The organism is Enterobacter cloacae complex sp. GF14B, assembly GCF_004136805.1.
Lineage (GTDB): Bacteria > Pseudomonadota > Gammaproteobacteria > Enterobacterales > Enterobacteriaceae > Enterobacter > Enterobacter hormaechei_C.
This window is the reverse complement of the sequence record NZ_QFRV01000173.1, coordinates 1-3,274: the sequence shown is the minus strand read 5'-3', so window position 1 is coordinate 3,274 and position 3,274 is coordinate 1. Positions and strand designations below refer to the sequence as shown.

Here is a 3,274-nt window from a genome sequence, read left to right as displayed (position 1 = left end):
CAGGTCGCCGTCGGTGAAGACGCCCTTCACCTGGCGGTCATTGTCGCATACCGCAACCAGCCCCAGCCCGGTGCGGCTCAGCTCCAGCATGGCGTCCATCACGCTGGTGTCGAGTTTGACCTGAGGAATGGCATCGTCGGTGCGCATCAGGTGGTGAACCTTGTTGAGCAGACGTGCCCCAAGCGCGCCCGCAGGATGGGAGCGGGCGAAATCTTCCTCATTAAAACCGCGCGCCTGCATCACCGCCATTGCCAGCGCGTCGCCCATCATCAGGGTGTTGACGGTGCTGGAGGTCGGTGCCAGGTGCATCGGACAGGCTTCGCGCTCAACGGAAATATCCAGCGTTGCTTTCGCGGCCAGCGCCAGCGGCGATCGGGATTTGCCGGTCATCGCTAACAGGGCCACCGATTTTTCTTGCAGGCGAGGGATGATGAGATCCAGCTCTTTGGCTGAACCGGAGTAGGAGATAAACAGCATCACGTCGCGGCTTTCGATCATCCCCAGATCGCCGTGCAGCGCTTCGGCAGGATGCACAAAGAACGCCGGGGTGCCGGTGCTGGCAAGCGTCGCGGCAATCTTCTTGCCGATATGACCGGATTTACCGATACCCGCCACGATCACTTTACCCTCGCAGTGGATAATGGTGTTGGCTGCACGAACAAAATCCTCACCCAGACGCTCCGGCAGGCGGCTGGCTTCCTGTAGCTCCAGCAGCAGGGTCTGACGGCCTGCGTTTAACAGAAAATCACTCATTTTTCTCTCCGGTTACGATCACGTCGATGCCCTTCGCTTCCAGCGCTTTTTTAAATGCCGGATCGATACCTGCGTCGGTAATCAGCTTATCGACGCTTTCAAGGCTACAGACAATGTTGGGGCTTTTACGGCCAAACTTCGACGAGTCCGCCATCAAAATCACTTCCCGTGCGGCGTTGCACATCGCTTTGCTGACGCTGAACACCTCGTTGAAGGTAGTCACGCCCGCGTTGAGGTCGATGCCGTCGGTGCCCATAAACAGCTTATCGAAGCTGAAGTGGTCGAAGGCATTCTCCGCCAGCTGCCCGTGAAACGACGCCGATTTTTTACGGAAGGTGCCACCGGGCATCAGGATGGTCTGCTCGCTGTCGAACTCTGACAGGGCATTGACGATGTGCAGGCTGTTGGTCATCACGGTGATGTTATTAAAGCGGCTGAGCAGCGGGATCATCTGTAGGACAGTACTGCCTGCGTCGAGGATAATGGAATCGCCGTCATGGATAAATTTGACGGCGGCTTCGGCAATCAGCGCTTTCTGGTGAGTATTGATCAGCGTTTTGTGGTCGATAGGCGGGTCGGCTTCGTCTTTATTGAGCACCACGCCGCCGTAGGTACGAATGACGGCGCCGGAGTTTTCGAGCAACACCAGGTCCTTGCGTATTGTCGTGCCGGTGGTGTCAAAGTAGTGGGCCAGATCCTCTACCGAGCACTTTCCCTGCTTTTGCAGATGCTCAAGTATGGCCGCCTGCCGCTGACGTGGTTTCATAGGCGCTTCGTTCCTTACGTTGCGAAATGATAATTCCGCAAGTTTATAACTTTCACAACGAAATTATCCATGTTTCAGATTAAGCGCTAATGATAGTGCATTCTGACAGAGTGAATCATGGGGGAAGATCACATCAGGTTGTAATTCATGCAGCGAAATGCCGTTGATCGCCTGAATTTTGGTCGGACGGGCAAACACCGTTACGCCGCGCATGATGAGGGAATCGCTCACCCGGTTGTGTTCATCCAGCGCAACGGCAACCACCACGCGCGGCTTAAAGCGCCCCCCGGAACGCCCGACGCCGACGCGTCCCTTCTGACACAACGCATCAAAGGCGCGGTTAAACTGGTAGATCTGCCAGCCGCCAAACGCCATCTGGCAGATCCAGGCGAGGGCGGCGACGGTGATGAGTGCGGTTACCATATCGGCTCCTTGTTATATTCCCTCTCCCGGTGGGAGAGGGGGAGGGTGAGGGCATCACCCTGCTCGATCAGAACATCACCTGCCCACCGGTGACGTTAATCGACTGTCCGGTGCAGTACGAGGCTTTCGGGCTGGCGTAAAACAGCAGCATGTTCAGCACGTCCTGATAGTCGCACCCGCGCTTGAGCGGCACTTTGTCGATGTAGTACTGCTCCACTTCTTCAGCTTTGATGCCAAGTTTGGCGGCGTACTGCGGCAGCAGGGACTGGAACATCGGGGATTTCAGCAGGTTACCCAGCATCAGCGCGTGAACGGTAATGCCGTATTCGGCCAGATCCAGCGCCAGAGACTGCGTCAGCCCGACGCCGCCAAACTTCGCCGCGCTGTAGCCGGAGTTGTGCTTGCTGCCCACTTTCCCCGATTTTGAGTTGATCTGAATGATGCGACCCTGAATACCGTCGCGGATCATCAGACGGGAAAATTCGCGGGCGCAGAGGAAATAGCCCACCAGATTCACCTGCAACGAGCGGTCAAAATCCCCCAGCTCGAAATCGCTGATAAACGCCGCTTTCGCAATCCCCGCGCTGTAGACCAGCAGGTCGATATGCCCAAATATCTCGTCCACGCCGCGGGCCAGCGCCATCACGCTCTGCTCGCTGGTGGCGTCCGCACCAAATCCGTACGCCATCCCTTCGCCAAACTCGGTGTTGATGGCGTCCGCTACGCGGGCGGCTTTCTCACTCTGAATATCCACGACCGCCACGCGGTAGCCCTCTGCGGCAAGCCCATGGCAGAGGAACTCGCCTAAGGTTTGTCCCCCACCAATGACAACGGCAACCTGACTCATGTGTCTCTCCTTTATTACGAAATAAATTTTAACGTGCAGCCTGGGGTCACAGCCTGCGGAACCGGGCCCACTACGTGAACCGTACCGGGATATTCCGCCTGCGGCTGGCCGTCGAAACGCAAGGTGATGTGCCCCAGCTCGCGCAGGTTTTGTTCAGCGACGTCGCCGACGGCGGTCACGGCATAGCGCGCCTCGCCCAGCTGTAGCTGGCTCCCTGCCTTTAGCTCGCCGTTCAGCTCGCCGTGGCAGTGGATAAAGCAAAACTCTTCGATATCTGCCGGGGCGCCTTCGCGGAAGGTGATCAGCATCTGGTCGCTCAGCGCATCCGCCGCGCTCTGGCCGATGCGGGTAATGGTTGTCTGGTAAATCACAGTCATGGCAGGCACCTCTTATTGATAAATAAAGCCGGAAACAAACCAGGCAATCAGCACCGTCGGCGCGCCCGTCAGGAAGCGGCTGACCAGCACGGACGGCACGCCCACGCG

Annotated in this window: 6 protein-coding genes; all 6 read right to left on the bottom strand. The window is 57.7% G+C overall.

Features of this window, described 5'->3' with window-relative positions:
* The coding region (gene gutQ / locus DD606_RS24260; RefSeq protein ID WP_129259344.1) for an arabinose-5-phosphate isomerase GutQ at nucleotides 1–753 on the bottom strand (753 nt) is incomplete at its 3' end.
* A complete protein-coding gene (locus DD606_RS24255; protein ID WP_022651731.1) occupies nucleotides 746–1,519 on the bottom strand; it encodes a DNA-binding transcriptional repressor in 774 nt (257 codons plus the stop codon). The genes gutQ and DD606_RS24255, both read right to left, overlap by 8 nt.
* Before the next feature lie 63 nt (nucleotides 1,520–1,582).
* Nucleotides 1,583–1,942, bottom strand: coding sequence for a transcriptional regulator GutM (gene gutM, locus DD606_RS24250; protein WP_023323656.1), 360 nt, complete (start codon nucleotides 1,940–1,942; stop codon nucleotides 1,583–1,585).
* A gap of 67 nt (nucleotides 1,943–2,009) precedes the next feature.
* Complete coding sequence (gene srlD, locus DD606_RS24245; RefSeq protein ID WP_032610012.1) at nucleotides 2,010–2,789, bottom strand: sorbitol-6-phosphate dehydrogenase; 780 nt, start codon at nucleotides 2,787–2,789, stop codon at nucleotides 2,010–2,012.
* Nucleotides 2,790–2,803: 14 nt separating this feature from the next.
* Nucleotides 2,804–3,166 carry a PTS glucitol/sorbitol transporter subunit IIA gene (srlB, locus tag DD606_RS24240; protein WP_022651730.1) on the bottom strand — a complete coding sequence of 121 codons (363 nt, stop codon included), beginning with the start codon at nucleotides 3,164–3,166 and terminating at the stop codon, nucleotides 2,804–2,806.
* Nucleotides 3,167–3,178: 12 nt separating this feature from the next.
* Nucleotides 3,179–3,274 (bottom strand): hypothetical protein (locus tag DD606_RS24235; RefSeq protein ID WP_176691476.1); only part of this gene is annotated, 96 nt, incomplete at its 5' end.

Excerpts from the sequence above, each read along its gene's own strand:
- DD606_RS24255 (WP_022651731.1), bottom strand. The coding sequence starts at position 1,519 with ATGAAACCACGTCAGCGGCAGGCGGCCATACTTGAGCATCTGCAAAAG.
- gutM (WP_023323656.1), bottom strand. The coding sequence starts at position 1,942 with ATGGTAACCGCACTCATCACCGTCGCCGCCCTCGCCTGGATCTGCCAG.
- srlD (WP_032610012.1), bottom strand. The coding sequence starts at position 2,789 with ATGAGTCAGGTTGCCGTTGTCATTGGTGGGGGACAAACCTTAGGCGAG.
- srlB (WP_022651730.1), bottom strand. The coding sequence starts at position 3,166 with ATGACTGTGATTTACCAGACAACCATTACCCGCATCGGCCAGAGCGCG.